Source organism: Lutimonas halocynthiae (genome assembly GCF_030409835.1).
GTDB classification, from domain to species: Bacteria; Bacteroidota; Bacteroidia; order Flavobacteriales; family Flavobacteriaceae; genus Lutimonas; species Lutimonas halocynthiae.
Map to the genome: position 1 here is coordinate 200269 of NZ_JAUFQO010000002.1, position 26545 is coordinate 226813.

The following is a 26545-nucleotide window of genomic DNA, read 5'->3' on the forward strand; positions in this document are numbered from 1 at the left end:
TATTTCAATTAGTTAAAATTCAACATACAGTTTTTATACATGCCTAAAGGCAAAGCCAAATACTTACCCATCCCTGCCATTTTTATTGATGTGGTACTGTTGTTCAATGCTTTTTTGACAGCTGATTACCTTGTTTTTGGAGGGACCTTTCCAGATCCAGTCTTTTATTATTGGTTGTTTTTGGGTTGGGTGGTCCTTTGGATTAGTATTGCATTGTTTTATAAATTATTTGACCTGCCACGCATCTTATACCTAGACAAGATTGTAGCTAAAACCGTTTTTACAGTCGGTGTTTTTGCCATGGTGAGTGCCTCCTTGATCTATCTGGTCACTGATTATAAATTTTCAAAGTCCTTTTTTGTAACCGCTATCTTGCTCTTCGGGTCCATGCTCGTAATGTGGCATAGTATGTTGGCAGTGATGTTTAAGGCCTATAGAAAAAGCGGCCATAATTTTAAAAATGTGGCCATTGTGGGTTTTAAACAACCAGTAGAAAGGCTGATCAACGAGGTATTGCTTAAGCCTGAAAACGGATTTCTAATTTCCGGTATCTATACAGATGAAAAACTACCATCTTCAATGCATGATTTTCATAAAGGAACAGAAGATAGCTTGATTAAAAGTGACTTAACATCGGAACTGGATGAATTGTTTATTGCCTTACCAGGAGAACAATCTGAGCTGATCAATGCGTATATGCGTTTTGCTGATAAGCATATGATCAGGGTACATATTCTGCCCAATTTTTCCAGCTATCTGAATCAGAATTTTGCTATGGATTACGTGTATAATGTGCCCCTCCTTAAATTGCGAAAAGAACCTTTAGAAAGCCTTTCCAACAGAATAGCTAAACGCCTGTTTGACTTGCTTTTTGCAATCATAGTACTTCTACTGATTGCCAGTTGGTTATTTCCTTTACTCGCCATATTGATCAAAGCTGGGAGTAAAGGCCCTGTGTTTTTTAAGCAATTGCGCTCGGGCAGAGATGACAAGGCGTTTTATTGTTATAAGTTCAGGACCATGGCAGTCAATCAGGATGCGGATAGCAGGATGGCTACCCAAGGGGATGCTAGGGTGACTAAATTAGGTAGTTTTTTAAGACGAAGCAGCCTGGATGAATTGCCCCAGTTTATCAATGTGCTGTTTGATGAAATGTCAGTAGTAGGCCCCAGACCGCATATGCTGCAGCATACCGATAAATACCAGGAAAGCGTGGATAAGTATATGGTGAGGCATTATGCCAAACCGGGTATCACAGGGATGGCCCAGATCAATGGTTATCGGGGTGAGATCAAGAAAAAAGAAGATATAGAAAACAGGGCCAAAGCAGATGTCTGGTATATCGAGAACTGGTCTGTGTTTTTAGATATCAAGATTATATTCAGAACAGTATGGCAGGTATTTTTCACCAAAGAAGAGAATGCTTTTTAAAAGTATAACATTAAGTATTAAAAAATAATAAGCAGAAAAGATGCAAAAAGAAAACCCTTTAAACTATTTATTTTTAGAAGATGAGCCGGTAAATTACCGCGCCAGTATGGAGAAGTACCTGTTTCTTTGGAAATGGTTTGTGCTCGGGGTCATCATGGCCCTATTGGTAGCCTATGTTTACCTACGCTATACCCCGAATCAATACGAAGTCAATGCAGCCATTTTAATAGATGACGAAGATAAGGGTGGTGGTATCGCCTCTGAACTAGAAGCCTTTAAAGATTTAGGTTTGATGGGAGATTCCAAGACCTCTATCGATACTGAAATTGATGTTTTGACAACGCGTACCCTGATGCAACGGGTTGTTAAAGAACTAGGCATTAATGTTACCTACCATACCATTGCAAAGGTGAGGGCAAGGGAAAAATACAAAGTTGGTAATCCATTTGTGATCAATTTTCTAGAAAAAGACACCGTTTTTTATAATCTGGATACCTCCTTTACCATAGTGGCCAAATCAGCCGAAGCCTATGAATTGCTTAGCGCAGAGAATGAATTTGTCAAAGAAGGATTGTTTGGTGAATTGATGGCGAGTGATTTTGGAGAAATCATCATTACCCCGTTGCATGTTGAAAACATCATTCCGGGAGAGGGTTCTATGATCAAAATAAGCCCGCTTAAGGCAGTGGCCAATGATTATTTGGAAAGGATCAACATTGAAACCAAAAGTAAAAAATCAAGTGTGCTGGTATTGACTTTGCAGGATGAGGTCAAGGTAAAGGCACAGGATATTTTAAACAACCTGGTATTTCAGTATAATAAAGATGCCATTGATGATAAAAAGCTCATTGCTCAGAATACCGAAGATTTTATCAATAACAGGATAGAAGATATTTCAACTGAATTGACCTCTGTTGACCTAGGGGTGGAAACTTATAAAACAGACAATAAGTTGACAGATATTGAGTATGAAGCAGGTTTGACGCTGCAGTCTAACTCTGAACTCGAGAAAAAGATTGTTGACTTGACCTCCCAGCTCAAACTCATTGATTATGTACAAGATTATATGTCTAACAATCAAAATGAATTAATCCCCGCGAATCTGGGTTTAAAAGACGAAACCACCAGCCAAAGCACGTTGAATTACAACCAGTTGTTATTAGAACGCAACCGTATCTTAACAGGGTCAAGTCAAATGAACCCTACAGTGATTAATTTAGAGGCCCAGATCAACAACTTAAAAAGAAGTATTGACCAAAGTCTGGTCAATTTGCGTTCTTCATTAGCCTTTGAACTCAACGAGGCCCGCATCCAGGAAAATCGTTTAAATGCCAAAAGAGCAGAGGCGCCAAAACAGGAACGTGAGTTTCAGGATATAAAACGAAAACAACAGATCATTGAAACCCTGTATTTATATCTTTTGGAGAAACGTGAAGAGAATGCCATCAGCCTGGCAGTGACCTCCCCGAATGCCAAACTCATTGACATTGCTGATGGTAGCAGCAAACCCGTTGGGCCAAAGAAAAAAATGGTATTGGCGATTGCCATCATATTAGGCTTGGCGATTCCTTTTGTTATCATCTATATCAGGTCATTATTAGACAATAAAATCCATACGGTAGAAGAGGTTGAAAAGGAAGTGCCTGCACCAATTTTGGGTGATATCCCAGCCACGGGCTCTGAGAAAAAGATCATCATTACCGAGAAAGAAAACAATAACGTGGCAGAGGCCTTTAGGCTGCTTAGAACCAATGTAGGTTTTATGTTGCCTGTTAACAAAGATGGTGGAAAGAGCATTTTTGTGACATCGACTATTGGTGGTGAAGGAAAAACCTTTGTAGCACTGAACCTGGCACATGCTTTGACCCTGATCAATAAAAAAGTATTGATCATTGGCGCAGATATCCGTAAACCAAAGATCTCAAAGTATTTGAATATCAACCCTAGCTCAGGGCTTACTAATTTCTTGATAGATCATGACATGCAAGTAGCTGATGTGATTACCAATGCAAATGACAGCAAATTGGATGTGATCGCTTCAGGGCCCATTCCGCCCAACCCATCTGAACTATTGACCAACGGTCGTTTTGAAGAAGTACTTGAATATGGAAAGGCCAATTATGACTATGTGATCGTTGATACGGCACCAGTAAATATCGTTACAGACACCCTTTTAATTGGATCTCAGGCTGATTTGTTTGTCTATGTGGTTCGTGCCAATTATCTGGATAAACGCTTACTTTCTGTGCCTAAGAAAATGTTTGAAAGCAAACGATTACCGAACATGGCTGTATTGATCAATGATACCAACTACGAGAAAAAGGGTTATGGTTATGGTTATAGTTATGGGTATGGGTATACTGAAACTAAAAAACCCTGGTGGAAGAAAGCGGGGTAGGATGGTTGGAGATTGGAGATTGGAGATTGAAGATTGTCGAAGTCATCTCTCATTCCCTCATTCTCGCATTGATGAGATTGAATATCGAATATCGAACAAGGAATTTCGAATGTTGAAGTACTCTACTAAACAACGATTTTTGTTTGTATCCTAAGCGGCCTATTTGAATTCTCGTCTTAGCTTCTGACTTATTTTAGGATGGAAGAGGAGCAGCCGTCAAGTGAAACGACTCAGGCTGCGGCGGAGAAAATAAGGAGGTAAAGCTACAGAGAATTGAAATCAGCCTTGAATTTTTCGTTCTTTTGTTTCAAGACAAAAGGACAAAAAACAATATCTATATGTTAATATAGAAATCTGATCACTTCAAGTTGAAAAAGAAAACTCACAAATTACTACGCAAGAAAAAAATTATCCCTTAAACCCGACCCCTACTAAAGTAACTTCAATACCTCTTTTATTAAACCGCTTATCCTTTGAAGCTTCTTCATCAATATAGATCACAGAATAGCCCTGATCGGCGGCTTTCTTTTGTAGTTCTTTCAAACAATTTCTTTTCACTTTAGACTTGGTACCAAAATTGAGGCTGGTTTTGATGGTCTCGGTCATCCTTTTGCCCATGGTCATATCTGCTACTTCACTCAGGTCATACACTACCTGCACTTCTTCCCACGATACTGTACTATTTTGATCTTTGGATGTTTGCGCCATGCCAGCGCCAAACGTCAATAAAAATATGATCAATACAGCGATTTTCTTTGTTATACCCATGATCTTAAATTTAATAGTTGAATTGATTCTTATAAAATTAATAAAAAAAAGAATAATAAAAAAGAATATCATATTATGTTAACATGAATTTGAGAATATGGTAAAAATGTGTTTAACGATAATAAGTGTTTGCGTGATGTATATCACAATAAGGGATCATGTGAAGTGATCCTTTTTTTTGCATTAATTCTATATATAATTAAACCTATCTACTTATTTTTGGTCTTATAATTTTGACACATCAATACGCGCATTGACAATGGGAAACACACAAAAAAATATGAGGATCTACCACCGTTATCTTGGGTTTTTCCTGGCTGGAATTATGGCAGTTTATGCCTTGAGCGGTACCGTTTTAATTTTTAGGAATACTGACTTTCTAAAGAAAGACATTGCTAAAGAAAGACAGTTTGAGCCTGGGACAACTATTCAGGAAGTTGGAAAGGCTTTGAGAATAAAGAATTTTACGCCTACCAAAACAGAGGGTGACCTGGTTTATTTTAAAGAGGGTTCTTATAATTCTCAAACGGGTATGGCCAATTATACTAAAAAAGAATTGCCTTTTATTCTAGACAAAATGACCGCTATGCATAAGGCTACAACAGACAAACCTTTGTTTTTTCTGAACATCTTTTTTGGGGCATCCTTATTGTTTTTTGTCATCTCTTCTTTTTGGATGTTTCTGCCCAAAACAAGTATTTTTAAAAAAGGAATGTATTTTACATTAGCAGGTCTTATCTTAGCCTTGCTAATGATTTTTATATGATTAATTCTTTCGGGAGCCGAAGTATAAAACACCTTATTCAAGCCAATAAAACTGACAGTTTTAGATGCTATAAGCCTTTTTATTTGCGAACTAATTTCGCTGTCATTAAAGGCATTTCCTTATTATGCCTGGTGCTTCTAATGCAAACTTCATTTGCACAACAAAAAGAGGTTCATGTAAAATGGGTCGAAGAGGAAATCATCCTGGATGGCGCTTTGAATGAAACGGCCTGGCAATCAACTGATGCAGCGACTGATTTTTGGCAATATTTTCCTACTGACACACTCTTAAGTACTGCTCAAACCGAGATCAAAATGCTTTTTGACAAGAAGTATTTGTATGTAGGGATCAAGGTATATTCACAAGGAGACGATTATGTAGTGCCTTCCCTAAAAAGGGATTTTTCGGCCCGAGCCAATGATAATATCAGCATGATGTTCGATACCTATCGTGACGGAAACAATGCCTTTATGTTTGGCACCAATCCAGAAGGAGTTCAACGAGAAGCATTGATATCTGGGGGTGGGGCAGAGCGAAAAGATTTCAGGTCAACCTGGGACGTAAAATGGCAAAATGTTTCAAAGAAATACAAGGGTTATTATATCGCAGAAATCAAGATCCCTTTGGCCTCGTTTAAATTTAGGGATCAGGAAACACGGTGGCGCTTTACTGCCTACAGATTTGACACCCAATCAAATGAATGGAGTACCTGGGGCAACACCCCTCAAAACCAATCGTTGATGAGTCTGGCCTTTATGGGAAACATGATTTTTGAAAGGCCTTTGGATAAAGTTAAAACCCAATTTGCTTTGATTCCGTATGTTTCAGGCAACGTTTCGAGAGATTTTGATGTGGGCGAAACCAGTACCGATTTTTCGATAGGGGGTGATGCCAAGATCCCTATTGGGAATAGTTTAAACCTCGACTTGACGGTGAATCCGGATTTTTCACAGGTAGAAGTGGATGAGTTGGTGGTGAACCTGACTCGTTTTGAGGTGTTTTTGCCCGAAAAGCGTCAATTCTTTATTGACAATGCGGATCTGTTTTCAGACTTTGGAAGCCTTGGTGCTGCCAATCCTTTCTTTTCACGTAGAATCGGAATCGCCGAAGACCTTGAAGAAAACACCATTGAGAACAGCATCATTGCAGGGGCCAGATTGAGCGGAAAGATCAATAATAATTTACGGATTGGCGTATTGAATATACAAACGGCTGAGGATGCCGCCAATGAGATACCTACCAATAATAATACTGTGATTGCTGTGCAGCAAAAAGTCTTTAGCCGGTCAAACATTGGATTCGTTTTTGTAAACAGGCAGGTGACTAGCATGTCAGATTTTGTTGAAGAAGCAGAAGAATACAACCGGGTAATCGGTCTGGATTTTAACCTGCGGAGTGAGGACAATAAATGGTCAGGTAAGTATTATTTGCATAAGTCATTTGCACCCGAGGCAGGCGACAAAGACATGTCTTCAGGCGGCTTTGTAGAATACAATACCAGAGACTGGAAATTTAATTTGAGCAGCATTTATGTGGGTGATGATTTTCAGGCTGACCTGGGTTATATCAGACGTAATGATATTGTGACGGTTGACCCCACGGCAACAAGGATTTTTTATCCCACAGGTTCAAAGATCAATACCCATGTGATTGAAGTCAGAGCTTCATCTACGTGGAGCCCTGAACTTGATTTTAAATATACCGATGGTATGGTTGATCTGGAATACCAGATACAATTCAGAAACCAGACAGGTATTGAGATGGCGCTGAATCATCGCTATACCTATCTGCTTGAAGATTTTGACCCTACGGGGTCTGATGAAGGGGAACCCTTACCAGCCTTTAGTGAGTATACGTACAGCAAGTTTGATTTCACCTATGAATCTGACAGAAGAAAGGCCTTTTCTTATACAGCCAGAACAGACCTGGGGCAATTTTTTAATGGCTACCGCTATTCTTTGACCAGTGATTTTCGTTTGAGAATACAACCTTATTTTACGGCTTCTTTTAGGTCGAGTGTGAATTATATTGACCTGCCTGATCCGTATCCCACAGAAACAATTTGGTTTGTTGGGCCCAAGTTTGAATTTACCTTTACCAAAAACCTGTTTTGGTCAACCTTTATCCAGTTCAATAGTCAGGATGAAGATTTTAGTATTAATTCACGCTTGCAATGGCGTTTTAGACCGCTTTCAGATTTATATGTGGTCTATAACGATAATTACAAAACAACGCCTTTTGCACCCGGTACAAGGGCTTTAATCGTTAAGTTTACCTATTGGATTAATATTTGAGAATATTAAAAAAGACAATAAAAAAACCCGGATGATGATCACCCGGGTTTTTCTTAGTTATGCCTTAGTAATTATTTACTCAAAACTTTCAAGCCTTTTTCGTCAACCACATCGATTGTCTTGCTCATCAAGAAAAATGGAAGTGAAATAATGAGAATAAGTCCTACAAACATCGCTAGCATTAATTCTAAAATATTTATCATTGGATTTGTTTGTATTTTGCAAAGATACAATTTTAACCATTAGGTTAAAACGCTAATATTTAGGTGTTTACAATTTGGTCACATAAAAGAGGTTTGCCTAAAAAGTAAAAGAAAGTCTGTATATCAACAGATTATCATGAGTGAATTGTTATATTTATAGGGTATCAATTTGACCAAATCTAATCACTATGAAAAATTACTTTTTTACCCTGCTATTTTTGGCTGCCGGCTTTCAGTTGGCTGTTGCTCAAACCGAAGTATTTGAAGACCAGTTGTTTCTATTACCGGATGTTATCTTTACAAAAATAGAAACCGCTAAGGATTATGAATCTTCTTATGAACTGAAGATCAAACAACCCTTAGATCATTCAGATGTATCAAAAGGATTTTTTTACCAAAGAGCATTTTTGTCTCACAAAGGGGATGACCGGCCAACGGTGATTATTACCCAGGGATACAGCAGAACCGCAAATAGAATTGGTGAACTTGCTGAATTCCTTGGAGCCAATCAAATCGATGTAGAACATCGCTATTTTGGTGAAAGCATGCCTGATTCATTAGATTATAATTACCTGAATTTAAAACAAGCTACAGCTGACCTGCATCATATCAGACAAGTTTTTGGAGAAATCTACACTGGTAAATGGGTAAGCACCGGAATTTCTAAAGGAGGGGCAACTACCATCTTTTACAGATATTATTATCCTGATGATGTGGATGTGAGTGTGCCTTATGTGGCACCTATCAATAGAGAAGTTGAAGATCAACGTCTCTATACCTTTCTTGACACAATAGGTTCTGATGAATGCAGAGAAAAGATCAAATCTTTTCAATTGCAAGTTTTGTCAAATAGAGAAAAAGTGTTGCCACTGCTCAAGTTTTACAGCCTGGGAGCAAAGGTTGATTATACCTATCACACTTTGGAGGAGGCTTTTGAATATACCGTGCTTGAATATCCTTTTTCTTTTTGGCAATATGGCAAAGATTGCGATGCCATTCCTGCTGAAAGCGCCTCAGTTGACGAAATGGTGACCTATCTGTTGTCTATTACTGATATTTCTTTTTTCGGGGATAAGATAATTGAGACCTATGCATCTCATTATTACCAATCTGCTCAAGAAATGGGTTATTATGGCTATGAGACAAAAGAGTTTGAAGGGCATCTGATTGCCCTGCCTAATGATGAGAACCCTCAGGCCACTTTTGTTCCGAACAAAATGGATATAAACTTTGACGGGCAACTTTTAAAGGATGCTAATGACTGGCTCGAAAAAGGAGTTGATAGAATGATCTATATCAATGGAGCGCTGGATACTTGGTCAGCAACTGCCGTTCCTGAAAGTGAAAAAGGAGATGCTGAATGGTTTTTTATGGAAGGGAAGCACCACGGTACTGCCCGGATAAAGAATATGACAGCAGCCGAAAAAGAAAGATTTACAGCTGCAATGGAAAAATGGCTTTCAATGGAGATTGCTGAATAATACTCGAGGAAACGACTTGAATGTCTCAGCCAATAAACAAAAAGCTGCCAACTATGAAGGGCCTAGTCAAGATTTTAAAACGCGTTATTTTATCACTGCTACTAATTGCATTGGTGATAAGTGTCTTATTTGGCTATCGTGATATGCCCTTCGATGAATTAAAATCAAAATACGCTCCTGTTTCCTCTAGGTTTATGCCTTTGGATGGTATGGACGTGCATTTTCGTGATGAGGGAAATAAGACAGATTCAATACCAATTGTATTGATTCATGGAACCGGTTCAAGTTTGCACACTTTTGATGATTGGGCTGCCAATTTAAAGGAGGATTACAGGGTAATACGAATGGATCTTCCGGCTTACGGACTAACGGGTCCGTTTCCGGACAGGAATTATTCAATTGATAATTATGTTATTTTTATAAAGAATTTTTTAGCCTCCTTAGGGATAAAAAAATGCAGGCTGGCAGGAAATTCTTTAGGCGGAAATATAGCCTGGAACTTTACATTGCAATACCCTGATATGGTGGATAAGCTGATCTTAATCGATGCAGCGGGTTACCCGGCAAGTTCGAAGAGTATTCCCATTGCTTTTAAAATTGCCCGAATTCCTGTTTTAAACAATATGTTTACCTACATTTCACCCCGATTTATTGTTGAATCCAGCGTTAAAAATGTGTATGCTGACAAAAGCAAAGTAACAGACATAATCGTTGACAGATACTTCGAGCTTAGCTTAAGAGAAGGAAATCGTCAGGCTTTTGTTGACAGATTATCTTTTTATGATAAAGTAAATGCACATCTTAAGATCAAGAACATTCAACAGCCTACGCTTGTACTTTGGGGCGCCGAAGATTTATTGATTCCTATTGAAAAAGCCAATCTTTTTCACGAAGATTTACCCAATGATACGCTGGTAATCATTAAGAACTCAGGGCATATCCCCATGGAGGAAAGCCCGATGGAAAGTTTAAAAGCATTGCGATCATTCTTAAAAGATTAGGAATCTCATCAGTAGGCATATTTAGCCCTTGATCATAATTAAACAAGGGCTTTAATTAAGCCTGATCCCAGTATACAACCTTATTGGTATCCATGGCATCCAAAGACAGTTGAACCGCTTTGGCGGCATTGGCGCCAGTGTGCACATTTGAAATAGGCATCTTGTTGTTTAAGATATTATCTCGAAAATCGACTAAAGCCTGTTTGCTAGGGTCAATATGCGATACTTTAATAGCACTTCCTTTACCTTGCATTTGAGGATAGGCTGTGGCCCCCGAAACACCATCAACATTAGCTAATTCTTTTGAAGTTCCTTTTTCGTAATAAATCCAGGCCTTGTCATAGTCTAATAAAATAGTGCCTTGATCACCATATACTTTTATCTGATAATCGCCCAAGGCATTTGAGGTAAGACATCTAAATGTGGCTTTTACGCCGCTGGGATATTCGTAAATCAAATGGATATTATCATAGGTTTCTCTGCCGTCTTTCCAGTAATTTACGCCTCCTGTTCCCATAATTTTATTTGGATTTTCTCCTAACACCCAATTGACAAAATCTATTTGATGAGAACTTAATTCTGCCGCTAAGCCACCTGAGTATTCTCTGTACATTCTCCAGTTGATAGCGCGTTCTAAAGCAGGGTCTGGCACTGTGCGTCTCCAATCACCATTTCGGTTCCATTGACATTCAAAAGAAATAACTTTCCCTATTTCTCCATCTTTTATCAGATCAACTACATGAGCATACAACCTTGAACTATGGTATTGATGACCTGTTTGAAATATCATGTCACTTGTAGAAGCTTTTTGAACCAATGCCTCAATTCCGGAAAGCCCTTTGGCCATGGTTTTTTCACAATAAACATGCTTGCCGGCGTCTAAGGCATCGATGGCAATTTTTGAATGGGTATTAAAAGGCGTTGCGATTAAAACCGCATCGATGTCTTTATTGTCGAGTAATTTTTGGTATTCGGTATAGGCATCAACTTGTTTTTCAGATTTTGCGACCCCTTCTGCCAGTCTAAATGGCAATACATCACAACAGGCTGTGATGTCAAGGCCGTCAATTTGGTTTAAAAATGGAATCATTCCGCCGCCTCTTGAACCTGTTCCGATAACACCTATATTGATCTTGTCATTGGCTCCAAAGGCAGTAGATGCAGCCATCAAACCAGATGTTCCGGCTAATAAGCCTGTAGACAACAAGCCACTTTTTACAATAAATCCTCTTCTTTGCATAAGTATCTAATTACAATTTTGGCTCCCAACCTGATTCGTAGGTACGTGACCATAAATTCATTCCCTCTCTATCAAAAATGTGACCCGTCTTAGCATTAATATCAAAAGGCTTCCCGATTCTTGAAGCGATATTGGCATAATGGGTCATGGCCTGACTTGTTGCGCCCTGTTGGATAGGAGAAGTCAAGGTTTCTTTACCTCGAATGGTCTCAAAAAAGTTAACGCTGTGTCTGGTGGTCAGGTCGCCGCCGCCGCCAAGAGCAACGCCTCCTTCTGAGCCGCTTGATTGACTGTTTTTTATTGATTCTCCTTTTAGATTAAAGATTTCATAGCCTCCACGATCAACCATGACAGATCCTTCAGAGCCATAGATTATGGTTCCGCGTCCTTTCCCATATTTATTGTAACCATTTCTGCTTTGACCATCCCATTCGATAACCTGCTTGTCAGCAAATGTGAAGCGTGCTTCCATCGAATCATACATATCCCAGCCATCATTGAGGTATTGGTTTTTTCCTGACCTGACATCTACATGCTCAGGTAATTCAACACCCAATGCCCAGCGCGCCACGTCTAATTCATGAGTGGCATTATTGCCCATTTCAGCTGTTCCAAAGTCCCAGCCATACCAATGCCAGTTATAATCCCAAGTATCATGCATATATGGTTTTCTGGGGGATGGTCCTTGAAAAAGATCCCAATCCAAACCTTCTGGTGAGGCAGCTGCAACTGGCATAGGCACTTCGCCTCTCGAATTGATATAAAAAGCAGTGGCCTTATAGGTTTTCCCTATTATTCCGTTTTGAATTTCTTTGATAATTTCTGTTGTTTCAACAGACGATCTCTGCTGATTTCCCATTTGAACCACTTTCTTGTATTGCTCCTGGGCAGCCATTATCATTTGGTTTTCATGCATGTTATGCGAACAAGGTTTTTCCAAATAAACGTGTTTCCCGGCCTGCATAGCCATAATAGCTCCTGGTGTATGCCAATGATCAGGTGTTGCCATAAAAACGGCGTCTACGTCTTTATCGTTTAAGATGATGCGAATGTCATTTTCTAGAGCAATTTTATAGTTTACATCTTTACCGAAATCGGCAGCTGCCTTATCGCGTTGACTTTTCATTACATCACATAAGTACAACAACTTCACATTATTATCCTTGTTGATGATGGGTGCTTTATAGGCTGGATAACGCCTTCCCAAGCCTTGAATGGCAATATTGATACGTTCATTGGCACCAATGATATTTGAATAGCTTTTGGCTGACATGGCATTGACTGTGCTTCCCAGCGCAACGCCTACAGTTCCTAAGGCTGCTTTTTTAATAAAATCTCTTCTGTCTTTACTCATGATATGTTTATTTTAATGAACGGATCTTAATATTTCTAAAGGATACAAAATCTCCATGATCTTGTAATAGTATTCTTCCCTGGTCTGCTTCTCCAAAGTTTGGCCATTTTTCATATTTACTTTCTTTTACAAGTTGCAAATATTCAGGGCTTTTGCGCTCATATTCCAGTACTTTTCTGCCATTTAACCAATGCTCAACATGGTTATTCTTTGAAACAATTCTGGCTTGATTCCATTCTCCGATAGGGTTTACAACTTTTGCAGGATCTGCCTGAATTAAGTCATATAGTGAGCCTACTGTTCTGCTGCCTTCATGGTTTCCTAATTTGGCATCTGGATGTTTTTCATCATCTAAAATTTGAAACTCTAAGCCGATAGAAGAACCGGCACCTTTATTGATTTCAGTATCGACATAATACTTGATACCACTGTTGGCCACTTCGGTAATTTTAAAATCAAGTTTCAATTCAAAATCGCTATACAAGTCAGTCGTTACAATGTCTCCTCCTGCTTCAGATTCACCGCCACCTGATGCTAAAACAGAAAGTACACCATCATTTATTTCCCATCCAGATGTCGGGAAAGTTTCTAATTTAGCACCTTTCCAACCAGCTGTTGTTTTGCCATCCCAAAGTAATGTCCATCCTTCTTCAGCTTCTTTACCGAACAAATTGTTTTGTGTAATAACCGGATCTAAGTTTATTTTTTGACTGTACTGTTGTACATTTTCTGTAATAATTTTAATATCCTTCCAGATCACTTGAGTCCCTTCTTTTTCTTTGTCATCGCCAATGTCATGTACTTGAAAACCAAAGAATCCGCTTGAATCCATATCATCGATCAAATAAGCAGCGGGCACGCCGTTGATCCAAGTTTTGATCGTATCTCCAATGGCTTCAATTCTATAATTGTTCCAGTCGTTTTGTTTAAATGCTTTTTGAGCGGCTGGGTTATTTGATAAGGTATGCAGCCATTTTCTTCTTTTTTCATCATAAATACCGGCACTCCAGGCTCTATCTGACGGGTCTATTTCAACCTGGTAGCCATGTACAATGCCATCGCGATAGGAAGGAATACTGTGGCTTCTGATTTGAATTCCTGAGTTTAATTTAGAATCTACTTTGTAGTCTAGTTCCAAAATAAAATCTCCATACATTTTATCAGAGATTAAAAAAGTGTTGGGTGTGTTTAGGGTTGAGGTTCCTGTAATGACCCCATCAGCGATGCTATACGTGGCATTCCCGCCTGTAATTGACCATCCATCCAATGAGTTTTCGTCAAATAGTTTTATCCACGGTGTATTGTCTTTCTTGGCTTGGGTACAGGCCGCAAAACTTAGAAGTATGGTGAGAACGAACGATGATAGAATGATATTTTTATATGCTTTCATTTTATATATAATTGATAATTATTAGTCTTATTTTCTAGTTTTCATTGACACAAATCCATTTTTTATAAATTAAATAATCTTGGTAAAAACATTGATATTTCTGGTATATAACTTATCAGCATTAATACGATTACCATGATGGCCAAAAATGGCAACAGAGGTTTGATGACCTGCGTTACTGAAACTTTAGCAACGCCACTTCCTACAAAGAGCAAGGTTCCTACCGGTGGGGTACAAATTCCAATACAAAGATTGAGTACGATAATGATTCCAAAGTGCACCGGATCCATACCTAGTGTTGTCACCACAGGTAAAAAAATCGGTGTAAAGATTAATACAGCCGGCGTCATATCCATAAAAGTTCCAACAATGAGTAAAATAATATTAATGGCTAAAAAGATGGCAAACTTATTATTGAGCTGCTCCAGTAAAAATGTGCTGATCATTTCTGGAATTCCTTCAAAAGAAAACAACCATGACATGGCCATAGACGTACATATTAAGAACATCACTACGGCGGTTGTTTTGGCGCTTGATAACAAGACTTCAGGAAAGTCTTTGGTTTTCATGTCGCCATAGATCAAGGATAATACAGCTGAATATAAAACGGCAATTACGGAGGCTTCTGTAGCAGTAAAAATTCCTGCAACGATACCGCCAACCACAATGACCAGTAATAATAAACTAAAAAATGCCTTTCGAAAATAAGTCCATATTTCAAAGAAAGTGGCCCTTCTTCCTTTGGCATAACCCCTGCTAATGGCAATAAAAGCGATATAGCCCATGATGGCAAGCCCTAATAAGATTCCCGGTAGATAACCAGCAATAAATAGCGCTGCTACAGACGCAGTTCCACCACTAGCCAAAGCATATATGATGAGAATATTGCTCGGTGGAATCAACAAGCCTGTTGTAGAGGAGGTGATGTTTACAGAGGCGCTGAAAGTTCGCGGGTATCCTTCTTCTTCCATACGGTCAGTCATAATAGATCCAATGGCAGAAGCGGCTGCCAGGGCAGAGCCTGAAATAGCACCAAAAAGCATGGATGCCAGCACGTTGACATAGGCCAATCCACCAGGAAGGCTGGCTACCAGAGATTTGGCAAAATTTATTAATCGATTGGCAATGCCTCCTCGTTTCATGATCTCACCTGCCAGAATAAAGAATGGAATGGCCAGTAAAGCGAAACTATCTATTCCAGTTGTCATGCGCTGGGCAATAGTAGTTAAACCAGGCATTTTATCAATATTCAGCAATAAACTTAAGGTAGTGGCAATTCCGATACTGTAAGCAACCGGTACTTTTAGTAATAAAAGCGTAAAGAAACTCACAAACAAAACGATGATACTTAAGACTTCTATACTCATCATACATTATAGATTTTACTTGAGTATATACTTGAAATATGGTAGATCGAATAGCACATGATGAGCAAACCGCTAAAAGGCATTATGGCGTACACATAGCCTAGTGGTATTCGGAGCGTTCCTGATAATTGTTCTAAATGCAAGGTGGTATAGACCAGATTAAAGCCACCAATTACCATCACAAACAGCGCAAAAAGAAAAATAAGCACTTCAATTAATATCGATGCTTTTCTTTTATTGGGTTCAGAGAATTTTTGATATAAAAAATCCATTGAAAGGTGTTCCCTTTTCCCGTTTAAGTAAGCGGCACCTAAAATGGTTAGCCAAATCAATGAAAACCTTGCGAATTCTTCTGTCCATGAAAATGAGCCACCCAATATATATCGTGAGAAGACTTGAAACAGCACATCCAAAACTAAAAGAGCAAATATTGATATCAATAAGAACTCAAGAAATCGATTTACTTTATTAAAAATAAGCTCAGAGGTTTTCATGATTATTGATTTTTAATTTGATTCACAATGGGAGCCATTTCTGGATATTTTATGACAAAATCTTGTACTACAGATTTTGATTTTTCACTAAATAAAGCTTTATCCGGAATAATGATTTCTACGCCTGCTTCTTTTGCAATTCTCATCGATTCATCTACTGACTCATTCCAAAATTTCTTTTGGGCCTGAGCAGAAGCGTCTGCCGCATCCTGCACCCATATTTTTTCTTCCTCAGATAATTTATCCCAATATTTGGTTCCGATTAAAAGAACATCCGGCACAAAGGAATGCTGATCTAAAGTATAGTATTTACTTATTTCATAATGATTGGACGACACAAAAGATGGCGGGTTATTTTCTGCACCGTCTACAACACCTTGTTGCATTGCAGTATACAATTCACTATAAGATAGAGGCGTTGCTGAACCGCCCATAGAATTTACCATATTAATAGCCATTTGGTTATTCATCACCCTGATTTTAAGCCCTTTCAGATCATCAGGTGTTCTAATAGCTTTTTCACTGGTATAAAAACTTCTGCTGCCTGCATCGTAATAACAAAGTCCACGCAACCAGAATTTACTTCCTTTCTCCAGGATGGATTTACCAATTGCTCCTTCTAAAACATCGAAAAGATGCTGCTTTTCTCTAAACAAATACGGAATCCCTAAAATGTTATATTCGGGTACAAAATTCGATAGGGTTGCAGCACTTACCTTCGTTGCGGCCACACTCCCGATTTGCAATAATTCCAAAACCTCTCTCTCCGAACCCAATTGTCCGTCAGGAAAAATTTTAACTTTTAAAGCGCCCTTTGAATTATTTTCCAAAGCCTTTTGGAATTCTAATATTCCTAAATGAACAGGATGGGTTTGGGGTAAATTATGTGCCAAATTCAACACTTTGGTACTTGACTCCTTTTTACAGGATGCCAAGGCAAAAATCAAGCAGAATATGGTAATTAAATTATACTTCATGTCTGTTTAAAATCAAAATACGCCAGCGCATTATTGTAACATATATCCTGGATCATTTTTCCGATAAAAGGAATATCATTTGGGACCAGCCCACTATTTATATCTTCAGCCATCATATTGCATAAGATTCTTCTAAAATACTCATGTCTGGGAAAGGACAAAAAGCTGCGGCTATCTGTTAACATGCCAACAAACCTGCTTAACAAGCCTACATTTGATAGGGTCTCCAGTTGTTTTTCCATGCCGTCTTTTTGGTCTAAAAACCACCAGGCAGAGCCCCATTGCATTTTCCCGGGTATGCCACCTTCGCTATAATTTCCCATCATCGTTGCAAAAACTTCATTCTGAGATGGATTCAAATTATAGGTAATGGTTTTACTAAGACATTCTTCAGCATCAAGTCTGTCAAAGAATTTTGACATCGCTGCTCCATGACCAAAATCTCCAATTGAATCACAACCAGAATCTGCTCCAATTTGCTTGAGCAAACGGCTATTATTGTTTCTTAAGGCTCCTAAATGAAATTGCTGTACCCAACCTTTAGCGTGATACATTTTACATAAATTATATAAAATGCATGAAGCGTATAAACTCGCTTCTTCTGTTGTGATATTCTCACCGCCTAGACGTCTTTTTAAAACGATATCGGCTTCTTCTAAGGTGAAATCATCCGCATAAATACGCTCCAGGCCATAATCTGATAGGCGACACCCATTGTTGTCAAAGTAATCAACCCTGCTTTGAATAGCATTTAATAAATCATCTATGTTTTCAATGGAAGATCCAACACAAGTCTCCATTTTTTTTAAGTAATTCAAGAAAGTATCACTTTCAACTGAAATCAAAGCGTCTGGTCTAAAAGTAGGGTATAACTTCGTGAAAATGTTTTGTTTTGCTATTTGTTGATGGTATTCAAGATTATCTATCGGATCATCTGTAGTACAAACCACCTCAACGTTCATGTCTTTTAAAAGATCAGCAGGCGTTTTTGTAGCCAAAACTTGATTCGCTTTTTTATAAACTTCTTCTGAGGTTGACGATTGAAGAATGGTGTCGATATCAAAATACCTTTTTAACTCTAATTGCGTCCAATGAAACAAGGGGTTTCTTAAAGTATACGGAACGGTCTCCGCCCACTTGTCAAATTTTTCTTTTTTTGTTGCCTTTCCGGTAATGAATTGTTCATCAATACCATTGGCTCTCATGCCGCGCCATTTGTAATGATCTCCACTTAACCAGGCGTCTGTAATATTACCAATGGCTTTGTTTTCTGCTATCTGCTTTGCCGATAAATGGTTGTGATAGTCAATGATAGGCATGTCTTTTGCATACTGGTGATACAAAGTTTCCGCCTCCTTTGAATAGAGTAGAAAATTATCGGTAATGAATGTATTTGAATTTATCTGGCTCATTATTTTAAACTTCTGGCGATTCCGAATTCCAATCCTCTTAATTCTGCTAAACCCCTGAGTCTTCCAATTCCTGAATAGCCGGGGTTGGTTTTTTTATGCAGGTCATCTAACATTTGATGCCCGTGATCAGGTCTCATCGGCATTCTCAGGTCTGTTCTTCCTGAAGCTAGTCGTTTTCTTTGTTCTATGATCAAGGCTTTCATCACGCCAAACATATCGACGTTACCTTCTAAATGATTTGCCTCATAAAAGTTGCCGAAATCATCCCTTTGGGTACTTCTCAAATGGATAAAATGAATTCTATGTCCTAATCGTTCAACCATGCCAGGCAAGTCATTATCAGCTCTGACTCCAAATGAGCCTGTACAGAATGTCAAGCCATTATTAGGGCTGTCAACGGCTTTGTATAATTCTTCAATGTCTTTTTCAGTGCTCACTACTCTCGGTAGCCCTAAGATAGGGAATGGTGGATCGTCAGGATGGATACACATTAAAACACCTGCTTTCTCAGCAACTGGAATAATTTGTTCTAAAAAATAGAATAGGTGTTCCTTTAATTCTTTTGTACCGATAGCATTGTAGGTTGCTAGAATGGTATTGAATTCTTCAAGTGTATAACCTTCTTCTGCCCCAGGTAGTCCGGCAATGATATTTTTGATCAACAATTTCTTGTCGTCTTCGCTCATGGCTTTGTGCATTGTTGTAGCGCTCTCAATTTGCTGCTTCGTATAGCTTTCAGCAGCGCCTGGTCTTTGCAATAGAAAGACTTCAAATACCGTGAATGCTGTCGCATCAAAACGCAAGGCTCTGGAGCCATCTGCTACCTCATAATTCAAACTTGTACGGGTCCAGTCTAGCACGGGCATAAAATTATAACAGATCGTGTCAATCCCGCAATGGCCTAAATTCGAAATAGTTTGTTTGTAATGATTGATATAGCTGTTGAAATCACCAGCTTGTGTTTTGATATCCTCATGAATAGGAACGCTTTCAACCACTGACCATGTCAGGCCTGCGTTTTCAATCGTTTCTTTGCGCTTTTTTATTTCTTCGACAGGCCAAACTTCACCATTAGGAATGTGATGCAAGGCAGAAACGATTCCGGTTGCACCGGCTTGTTTGATATCTGAAAGAGAAACGGGGTCATTCGGACCATACCATCTCCATGTATTTTCTAGACTGATACTCATGCTATTCTGTTTATTTTATACGCCACTAAATGCACTAAATCCACCATCAATTGGGATGACAACCCCTGTTACAAATGAAGCACCTTCGCCACATAACCATAAAGTTGTACCAATTAAATCTTCGGGCTCACCGAATTTACCCATAGGTGTTTGTTCAATGATTGTATTACCTCGTGGCGTTAATTTACCATCTTCAGTAGTTAAAAGCGTTCTGTTTTGGTCGGTTAAAAAGAAACCTGGGGCTAAAGCATTTACACGAATTCCTACTTTTGAAAAATGCACGGCCAACCATTGTGTAAAATTCGAAACCGCAGCTTTCGCACCGCTGTAAGCCGGTATTTTAGTCAAAGGTGTAAAAGCATTCATTGACGAAATGTTTAGAATACTACAGCCTTCTTTACCAACCATATCTTTGGCAAAAACCTGTGTGGGAAGCAAGGTGCCAATAAAGTTCAGGTCAAATACAAATTTGATTCCACCCGGGTCAAGGTCGAAAAAGGTTTTAAAGCCTTCTTCGGTATTTAAGAGATCCTCTTCTTGTAAATGAGGGTTTGATGTAGTCCCTAAAGGATGATTGCCGCCTGCGCCATTGATTAATATATCGCAAGAACCTAAGCGTTCATTCACTTCTTTCTTGGCCTGGATTAAAGAATCCTTTTCCAAGACATTGGCAGCAACAGCGATAGCCGTGCCACCACTAGCATTAATTTCTGACGCAACCTTATTTGCAGCCTCAATTCTTAAATCAAAAATGGCAATTTTATGGCCTTCCGCTGCAAGAGCTTTTGCCAAGGTGCTGCACAAGACACCGCCGGCACCTGTTAAAACGATTACTTTGCTCATAGTTTTATTATTCAAGGTGTTCCATATTTTTTATTTGATTTTCCTGCTCGTACAAGTAAAAATAATGCAATAAAAAACAGGTATAATCCAAATGTAGTAAAATATTCGTGTACGCACACGAAAAATTAAATATTTTCCATAAATTGCTTGCTTAAAATGTTACTTTTTAAGAATCAGTTCTTGTTTACTTACATTTTGAGAATAAATAAAAGCACAAATAAGTCTAAGGATATATGATCACTATCAAAAGTATTGCTAAGGAGGCTAATGTTTCAGAAGGAACGGTGGATAGGGTGCTTCATGATAGGGGAGGTGTTTCTAAAAAGACTGAGGAGCGCGTCAAGAAGATTCTTAAAAAGCATAACTTTAAAGTAAACCCCGTTGCAAGAGCCCTTGCAATGAAGAATAAATTCAATCTTTTAACCTTGATGCCTAATTATGATAGGGATAATTTATTCTGGAAATCTCCTTATTTAGGAATTTTGGAAGCCAGCGCTGAGGTTAAAAATTACGGCGTAACGGTCATTAATTATTTTTTCGATCAGTTTGATTCTGATTCATATCTAAATCAATTTGAAGCCTTAATGGATGCGAAGCCATCGGCCGTTGTGATTGTTCCCACTTTTGCTAAAGAAACGAAGCAGATTGTTGACCGATTGGAAAAACTGGAAATTCCATATCTGTTTTTTAATATTGATTTGGAAGGCTTTGATAATATTTCATTTATTGGCCAGGATTCTTATATGGGTGGTTATGTGGCAGGAAAGTTAATGCATCTGAGTTTAGGCGATCAGACTTCTTCTCTAATTGTCCAATCAAGGCTAAACGTGAATAATTACTATGCGATATCAAAAAGAATCGAAGGGTTTAATGACTATTTTAAAAAGAACAAGATTAAAAATGAGTGCATGACATTAAGTATTGACAACCTTAATGATGCGGCCTATACCAAAGAAAAAATTAATTCCTTTTTGGAGCAACATGATTCCATCAAAGGCATATTCGTGCCATCAAGTAGGATATCGACAATTGTTGAAGCCATTAAAGACAGCTCTCTCAAGAAATGCCAACTTATAGGCTTTGATAATACGGAGCAAAACATCCAGTGTTTGGAAAATGACAGCGTTTCATTTTTAATTTCTCAAAAGCCGTTTGAACAAGGTTATGAATCTATTCGATTAATGACCGACTTTTTAGTGAAGCACAAAAAACCCGCTGATAAAATATATTCACCGATCGATATTCTTACCAAAGAAAATGCCAGATATAACGAGCGAAACGAGAGAGAATTTCAGCATAATGATAATTAAGTCAGAAGATCAGGAAGTTATAAGGTCACTGGATTACTAAGGCATTGGATGATTAGATCATTAGATCAAAAGGCTATTATATCATGGATAAAACGGAGTGAGGGGGTAGTTTCCCATCACCTCACCTCCGATCACCTCACTTGCGATCACCTCGGAGGTGAACCCTTCACCTCCGAAGCCTTCGGAAGTGAACCCTTCGCGTCCGATAAAAAAGGACTACAAATTGTTTTTAATTAGGTTCACCGCCCCAAAGGTCTTTCATTACGATATTGAGGTCTCTAAGGGCCTTGCTGCAGTCTCCGTTAAAAGAAGATCCGTGCATCGTTGCAAGCGTTTTCGGTTTAAGGTCTGCCAAGGAGTAAAGTAATTTGGGTGTTCGGGTAGTATAGGGCGCATATTCCATTAAAGGCCCCTTTTCATAATCAAGCAATGAACTTTTATGCGAACCCAAAATGTCTTTATCAGTAATGTCGTCGGCAGGTCCGTTTTGATGAAATAAATCAGAACAAAGCAAGGTTCCATTGGTTTCTTCAAACATTACCCCGGCATCCCAACCGTGAGGTAAATGCGGCGTTTTGATAAAACGATAGTTATGTTTTCCTGTATTTAAAACAGTATTATCTGCCATTGCATGTGCCGGCCTAATTGCAAAATCTCCCATATTTACCATAGCGCCTACTTCGCTGCAAACTGCTGTAGCATTAGGCGCTACTTGCAGCCATTCATTAAGCGCTCCGCACTCATCTACTTCAAAATGACTAAATCCGATCCACATGAGTTTTGATGGAGAAATTATTTTACTAACTGCTTCGAGCAAAACTGGAAACATTTGTTTCATACCTGCATGGTATAACATTGGTTCATCATCCTTAATTAAAAAGTGATTGAATTGCAGATTAAAATCTGGAACAAATATTGAAATTCGGTAAACATCTGGGGCAATTTCTGATACATTAACCATAATAGTAAGTTTTTCTTAGTGGATGAAAATTATTTCTTTTTACGGATTTCTATTTGGAAGAGGACCATAGTTTTAGTCATTGAATACTAAATATAGTATGAATACCATCATCAGAAAAATGGTATAGGACGAACAGTATTATATTATTTCCGAAAGTGCTTAAATATTTACCGAGTGGTATAAATGCAATGAGAAATAAGTGCTTATTTGTAGAGTGGGGGAGTAAAAAACCCCTTCAAGAATGAATCTCAAAGGGGGTAAATATGGGAAATTGTTTTATTATTTTTATGTATCAAATTCTAAATTTTCCATGTTATATATTTTCAACAACAGGGACTTCAATAGTTAAGAACATATCTTGCCCATCATCATCTTCCCCTTGATAAAATTTAAATATATAAGGTTCTTTCTGCAGCACTTGTACTGGAATTGAGAATGTAGTTTCTGTAATATTTAAAGTACACGGAACACCATCATCTACATGTGCAATAGGGTAAATAAGCCTTGAAGTTCCTTCATAGAAGTAATCGTATTGATTATAGAAAAAATAACAACTATTTGGTAACTCTATGGTAACATTAATTCGATAGGTCTGCCCGTAAATAAATTCATCTGGAACTTCAGCGCTTTTAGTACCTATATATTCTAAATGGTAGTCGTGGTAGTCATCGTCGTCGCTACATGATGCTAGCGTTACCGAAAAGGCAACAATTAAAATTAGTAAATACTTGAAATTTTTCATCTTATCTCTTTTAAGTTTCCACAAATTTATACTTCTGTATTTGATATGTAGACGACTTCACTTGTCGTATCAGGCAGGCTTCAAGAAGAAATACGTACTAATTTATGAGAGTTGAGGTCAAAAGAAAACCCCGAATGATGATTCAAACGGGGTTCTCAGTTAGATAGGGTTTTATTATTCGATATAATATAAAACTTTACTTGATTTCCTTGTTTCTGTATAATATTCGTTTAACTCGATATCAAATGTATTATTTGAATATTTACGTAATTTTAACGTGGTTTCTATTTCACCTTCTTTTTCCGGAATACCGATAATATATGAGTGTATAATGGAATCCCGTGTTTTATTAGTTTGTATAACTACCGAATCTTTTACGGTGAAATAACAATCTTCTATATGTGCTTCCTGTTCAAACGATGGTGTCACTACCATATGTTCAAATGATGTGTAGTTCTTTTGTGAATATGATATCATACCGAATATCATAAACAAGGGTATAACTATTTTTTTCATTTTTGATAATCCTTTGTCAAATCTAAAAAAATTATACTTCAACTATACTGATTAAAATCATGTAGTTAGAATACAAATTTCTAAGGATTAGGATATTGTATTGGGTAGTGGAATGAAAAACCCGAATGATGATTCAAGTCAATCAATCCCCTGACCGAACTCATTGCAGTTAAAATCAGAATCATGGAAATTTATCGATAAGGAGATTCAATTAAAAATGAATAAAAGAAATAAATATTTTCATTTCAGTATTTTGCTCATTACCTTATTGATATGCAGTTCTTGTGGACGTCAATTGGTCATACCATACACCACTGATTCAAATGGAGGCGCTCAAATATTTCTAAAACCCATTAAACCAACCAACAGAACTTTTATCACAATTAACGACAGTCTTATAGTCAATAAAAAATTTATTAAATCAGTCACAATTGACCATCTTCCTCCTGGGATTTATAACATTAATTACGCTTCAGATGTTAATACTATGATTGCCAAATTAGACACAACAATGACTATTGAAGTAGCGGGTCATAAGGAAATATCAAAAATCATCGATGTGCCATCATACAACACCTGGTATTATATATCCAATCTTTTAATTGGTTTACTTTTTATTGTACCATTCTTATTCATATAAATTTTAAAATAATAGATTATATAAGAATATGCTATTAACGATTTTCAGTAATAGTTAGTCTCAGGAAATAAGCAATTTACCCTGTTGAGGGTATGGAGATATGCGTGCTTATGATTGGGAGTGGTGGAAATCAAAAAACCCTTCAAGAATGAATCTCAAAGGGAGTAAATATGGGAAATTGTAGTTGTTCTTGAATAGATTGTGTAAAAAGTTTTACCCGAAAGTTCTCAAAAAGATAAGTGTGAAAGTTATTAGGGTGAATAAGATAAATGTTCCGAATATTCTAATTTTTGTTTTCATTGTGTGTTTATTTAACTTATATAAAGTTAATGCCACTTCAATGATAATCATGCGACATCTGATGTCCTGATCTCATAAGGTTTGTGTTAAGGTGTTAGAGTGGTGGAATGAATAAACCCGAATGATGCTTAAATCCAGAAATAATGGAATGGATGCTGGATAATGTTCATTTGTGGTCATAAAAAAAAGGATACGTTTTGAAGCGCATCCTTTTTTATATCAGCTGATAAAACAGCTTCTTAATCATAGCATCAAACTAAACTGATTTCTGGTTATAATATTGCATCTAAAAGAAAAAAACCTGCGTTCTGAAACGTATCGTCGAAGGATTCAAGAATTAGCAGATCTTTATGAGGCTTCAATTCAAGAAATAAGGAAATTGGTGTATTAAAATTTTTGGGAGTGGTGGAATGAAAAACCCGAATGATGATTCACTCGGGCTAAAGGCATTACGACCCACTTATTCTATTTTTTCAAATTCCAAGATTAATTCATCATGGCTTACGAATTTGTAACCCATAATTTTTTTATTGTGGTCTCTTTTGAAAATAATATATGCATTGGGAGCTTGATCAATACCAAACGTATCTCTGGCAATCTGAAAAACATTGAACGTTTGCTCTTCGTCAATATAAATATTATACTTATCAGTTGTAACATTCCCATAATATGGCGGTTCTGAATTTAATTGTTTATAAATGCCAACGTACTTTTTTAATGTGTCAGTATCATGAATTGAATTCAATATATGATCTGGCAGTTCCATTTTTCTTCCTGTAATTTTAGATAAATCAGCATATATAACACTTGCATCACTTTTATACTCTAAATATTTAAAATTAAACAAAAGCGTCTCAAAAAAGCCAACACTATTTTTATAAAATGGGTCGTTTACGTAATACTCCTTCATTTCTGCTGTCAACCCTTGTCTTGTTTTATAAGCCCATTTTTTATTTTCTCCTAATTCTCTTATATTTTTTAAAACTTCATTTTCAAGTACTTCATTAAACTTTTCAATATTGTTTTTTTTCTCGATATATAAATTCTTTAACTTATCGACTACAGCTTTATGTGAAGGCTTAATATAATCTATGTTGTTCATCAATTTGTTGAAACCATTGGCATGAATATCAAATGGTTCATTGTTATAGGTTAAATAAGATAAATGTTTATTTTTTGAATAATCCTCTATTGTCAGTCTGTCATTGACCACTAAATAAATTATTGAATCCTTTTCTTTATACCATATCAATATTTCATCCAATCTTAATATATCTTTTGAAAGATCCTCTTGAATTTCAATAAATATATTGTTCAATTTCTCCTCATTCTTCTTCCCCTCATTCCAATTATTAATCTGCAATGCAATGAGTATCCCAATAACCACCAGTACAATTTCTCCTATAGCATATCTAGCATACTTTAAAGGTTTGTTATCATCTGCCATTTTTTTACGGATTTTTCTGA

22 protein-coding genes are annotated in these 26545 nt (G+C 37.5%); 8 read left to right on the plus strand and 14 right to left on the minus strand.

What is annotated here, in order from left to right:
* Nucleotides 1-39 precede the first annotated feature (39 nt).
* Both QWY87_RS03840 and QWY87_RS03845 read left to right on the plus strand, forming a co-directional pair.
* A complete protein-coding gene (locus tag QWY87_RS03840) occupies nt 40-1431 on the plus strand; it encodes an undecaprenyl-phosphate glucose phosphotransferase (RefSeq protein WP_290288420.1) in 1392 nt (463 codons plus the stop codon).
* A 40-nt stretch (nt 1432-1471) separates the two neighbouring features.
* On the plus strand, nt 1472-3829 hold the full coding sequence (locus QWY87_RS03845; protein ID WP_290288424.1) for a GumC family protein: 2358 nt from the start codon (nt 1472-1474) through the stop codon (nt 3827-3829).
* Nucleotides 3830-4237: 408 nt separating this feature from the next.
* Here QWY87_RS03845 and QWY87_RS03850 read toward each other — a convergent pair whose 3' ends face one another.
* On the minus strand, nt 4238-4597 hold the full coding sequence (locus QWY87_RS03850) for a hypothetical protein (protein WP_290288425.1): 360 nt from the start codon (nt 4595-4597) through the stop codon (nt 4238-4240).
* Between the two features lie 259 nt (nt 4598-4856).
* Between QWY87_RS03850 and QWY87_RS03855 the strand changes: the two genes are divergently transcribed.
* The 4 genes from QWY87_RS03855 to QWY87_RS03870 all read left to right on the plus strand — a co-directional run bounded on the left by QWY87_RS03855 (nt 4857) and on the right by QWY87_RS03870 (nt 10342).
* Nucleotides 4857-5363 carry a hypothetical protein gene (locus QWY87_RS03855; RefSeq protein WP_290288427.1) on the plus strand — a complete coding sequence of 169 codons (507 nt, stop codon included), beginning with the start codon at nt 4857-4859 and terminating at the stop codon, nt 5361-5363.
* 140 nt (nt 5364-5503) lie between these two features.
* The gene (locus tag QWY87_RS03860) at nt 5504-7657 is read left to right on the plus strand and encodes a DUF5916 domain-containing protein (protein WP_290288429.1); all 2154 of its coding nucleotides are present in this window, start codon (nt 5504-5506) and stop codon (nt 7655-7657) included.
* A 391-nt stretch (nt 7658-8048) separates the two neighbouring features.
* A complete protein-coding gene (locus tag QWY87_RS03865; RefSeq protein ID WP_290288431.1) occupies nt 8049-9341 on the plus strand; it encodes a S28 family serine protease in 1293 nt (430 codons plus the stop codon).
* A gap of 53 nt (nt 9342-9394) precedes the next feature.
* Nucleotides 9395-10342, plus strand: coding sequence for an alpha/beta fold hydrolase (locus tag QWY87_RS03870; RefSeq protein WP_290288432.1), 948 nt, complete (start codon nt 9395-9397; stop codon nt 10340-10342).
* 55 nt (nt 10343-10397) lie between these two features.
* On the opposite strand, the gene QWY87_RS03875 is transcribed toward QWY87_RS03870, so the two are convergent.
* The 9 genes from QWY87_RS03875 to QWY87_RS03915 all read right to left on the minus strand — a co-directional run bounded on the left by QWY87_RS03875 (nt 10398) and on the right by QWY87_RS03915 (nt 20609).
* Nucleotides 10398-11582, minus strand: coding sequence for a Gfo/Idh/MocA family protein (locus QWY87_RS03875; protein WP_290288435.1), 1185 nt, complete (start codon nt 11580-11582; stop codon nt 10398-10400).
* A 10-nt stretch (nt 11583-11592) separates the two neighbouring features.
* Nucleotides 11593-12936, minus strand: coding sequence for a Gfo/Idh/MocA family protein (locus QWY87_RS03880; protein ID WP_290288440.1), 1344 nt, complete (start codon nt 12934-12936; stop codon nt 11593-11595).
* Between the two features lie 7 nt (nt 12937-12943).
* Nucleotides 12944-14326: a 3-keto-disaccharide hydrolase gene (locus QWY87_RS03885; RefSeq protein ID WP_290288444.1), complete on the minus strand. Its 1383-nt coding sequence runs from the start codon at nt 14324-14326 to the stop codon at nt 12944-12946.
* 62 nt (nt 14327-14388) lie between these two features.
* Nucleotides 14389-15693, minus strand: a complete 1305-nt coding sequence (locus QWY87_RS03890) for a TRAP transporter large permease (RefSeq protein ID WP_290288762.1) — start codon at nt 15691-15693, stop codon at nt 14389-14391.
* A complete protein-coding gene (locus tag QWY87_RS03895; RefSeq protein WP_290288449.1) occupies nt 15693-16187 on the minus strand; it encodes a TRAP transporter small permease in 495 nt (164 codons plus the stop codon). The genes QWY87_RS03890 and QWY87_RS03895 overlap by 1 nt, the downstream gene beginning before the upstream one ends.
* Before the next feature lie 2 nt (nt 16188-16189).
* Entirely contained in the window at nt 16190-17164 is a 975-nt protein-coding gene (locus QWY87_RS03900; protein WP_290288451.1) for a TRAP transporter substrate-binding protein, read from the minus strand.
* Nucleotides 17161-18576 (minus strand): glucuronate isomerase, encoded by a 1416-nt coding sequence (uxaC, locus tag QWY87_RS03905; protein ID WP_290288454.1) that lies wholly within the window; start codon nt 18574-18576, stop codon nt 17161-17163. The genes QWY87_RS03900 and uxaC overlap by 4 nt, the downstream gene beginning before the upstream one ends.
* Nucleotides 18576-19766, minus strand: a complete 1191-nt coding sequence (gene uxuA / locus QWY87_RS03910) for a mannonate dehydratase (RefSeq protein WP_290288459.1) — start codon at nt 19764-19766, stop codon at nt 18576-18578. The genes uxaC and uxuA overlap by 1 nt, the downstream gene beginning before the upstream one ends.
* A 15-nt stretch (nt 19767-19781) precedes the next feature.
* Entirely contained in the window at nt 19782-20609 is an 828-nt protein-coding gene (locus tag QWY87_RS03915) for an SDR family oxidoreductase (protein ID WP_290288461.1), read from the minus strand.
* Between the two features lie 233 nt (nt 20610-20842).
* On the opposite strand from QWY87_RS03915, the gene QWY87_RS03920 reads away from it, so the two are divergent.
* Complete coding sequence (locus tag QWY87_RS03920; protein ID WP_290288463.1) at nt 20843-21919, plus strand: LacI family DNA-binding transcriptional regulator; 1077 nt, start codon at nt 20843-20845, stop codon at nt 21917-21919.
* Nucleotides 21920-22148: 229 nt separating this feature from the next.
* Here QWY87_RS03920 and QWY87_RS03925 read toward each other — a convergent pair whose 3' ends face one another.
* The 3 genes from QWY87_RS03925 to QWY87_RS03935 all read right to left on the minus strand — a co-directional run bounded on the left by QWY87_RS03925 (nt 22149) and on the right by QWY87_RS03935 (nt 24138).
* Nucleotides 22149-22880, minus strand: a complete 732-nt coding sequence (locus tag QWY87_RS03925; RefSeq protein WP_290288465.1) for an oxygen-binding di-iron domain-containing protein — start codon at nt 22878-22880, stop codon at nt 22149-22151.
* Between the two features lie 313 nt (nt 22881-23193).
* On the minus strand, nt 23194-23622 hold the full coding sequence (locus QWY87_RS03930) for a hypothetical protein (protein WP_290288468.1): 429 nt from the start codon (nt 23620-23622) through the stop codon (nt 23194-23196).
* Between the two features lie 174 nt (nt 23623-23796).
* On the minus strand, nt 23797-24138 hold the full coding sequence (locus QWY87_RS03935; protein WP_290288471.1) for a hypothetical protein: 342 nt from the start codon (nt 24136-24138) through the stop codon (nt 23797-23799).
* Between the two features lie 217 nt (nt 24139-24355).
* On the opposite strand from QWY87_RS03935, the gene QWY87_RS03940 reads away from it, so the two are divergent.
* The gene (locus tag QWY87_RS03940) at nt 24356-24778 is read left to right on the plus strand and encodes a hypothetical protein (RefSeq protein WP_290288474.1); all 423 of its coding nucleotides are present in this window, start codon (nt 24356-24358) and stop codon (nt 24776-24778) included.
* 760 nt (nt 24779-25538) lie between these two features.
* Here the strand turns inward: QWY87_RS03940 and QWY87_RS03945 are convergent.
* Entirely contained in the window at nt 25539-26525 is a 987-nt protein-coding gene (locus QWY87_RS03945; RefSeq protein WP_290288475.1) for a DUF6090 family protein, read from the minus strand.
* Nucleotides 26526-26545: the final 20 nt, after the last annotated feature.